Source organism: Verminephrobacter aporrectodeae subsp. tuberculatae At4, from assembly GCF_000193225.1.
In the GTDB taxonomy this organism is placed as follows: domain Bacteria; phylum Pseudomonadota; class Gammaproteobacteria; order Burkholderiales; family Burkholderiaceae_C; genus Acidovorax; species Acidovorax aporrectodeae.
The window spans coordinates 1-316 of sequence record NZ_AFAL01001036.1 but is presented as its reverse complement, the minus strand read 5'-3'; the positions used below and the strand labels follow the sequence as shown (position 1 = coordinate 316).

Sequence of the window (316 nt, the reverse complement as noted above, 5' to 3'; positions counted from 1 at the left end):
CGATCGCGCTGGCCGCCACCGGCAGCCCGGCCGGCAGCCCGCAGGAGCCGGCGCGCTCCGGCAGCAGCGTCCCGATCACCGCGCCGCCAGGCACGATGGGAGCGAGCGTTCCGGCCAGCTCGGACAGGCCTGCCGCGTCGAAGGCCCGCATCGAGCACGCCCCGGTGTCGAGCGCGAGCAGGCCGGCGGTGCCCACGTCGCTGGCATCCGTGCTGGGCTCGCCCGTGAGCAGCAGGCCGAGATAGTCCTTCGCGAACAGCAGGCGGTGGACCGCGCCGCGCTGCATGGCACCCGTGGCGAGCAGTTCCGCGGCGAT

General features: G+C 75.6%; 1 protein-coding gene. It reads right to left on the bottom strand.

Annotation, left to right across the window (positions count from 1 at the left end; all coding sequences use genetic code 11):
* The coding region (locus VTU_RS30370; protein ID WP_010110614.1) for an FGGY family carbohydrate kinase at positions 1-316 on the bottom strand (316 nt) is incomplete at both ends.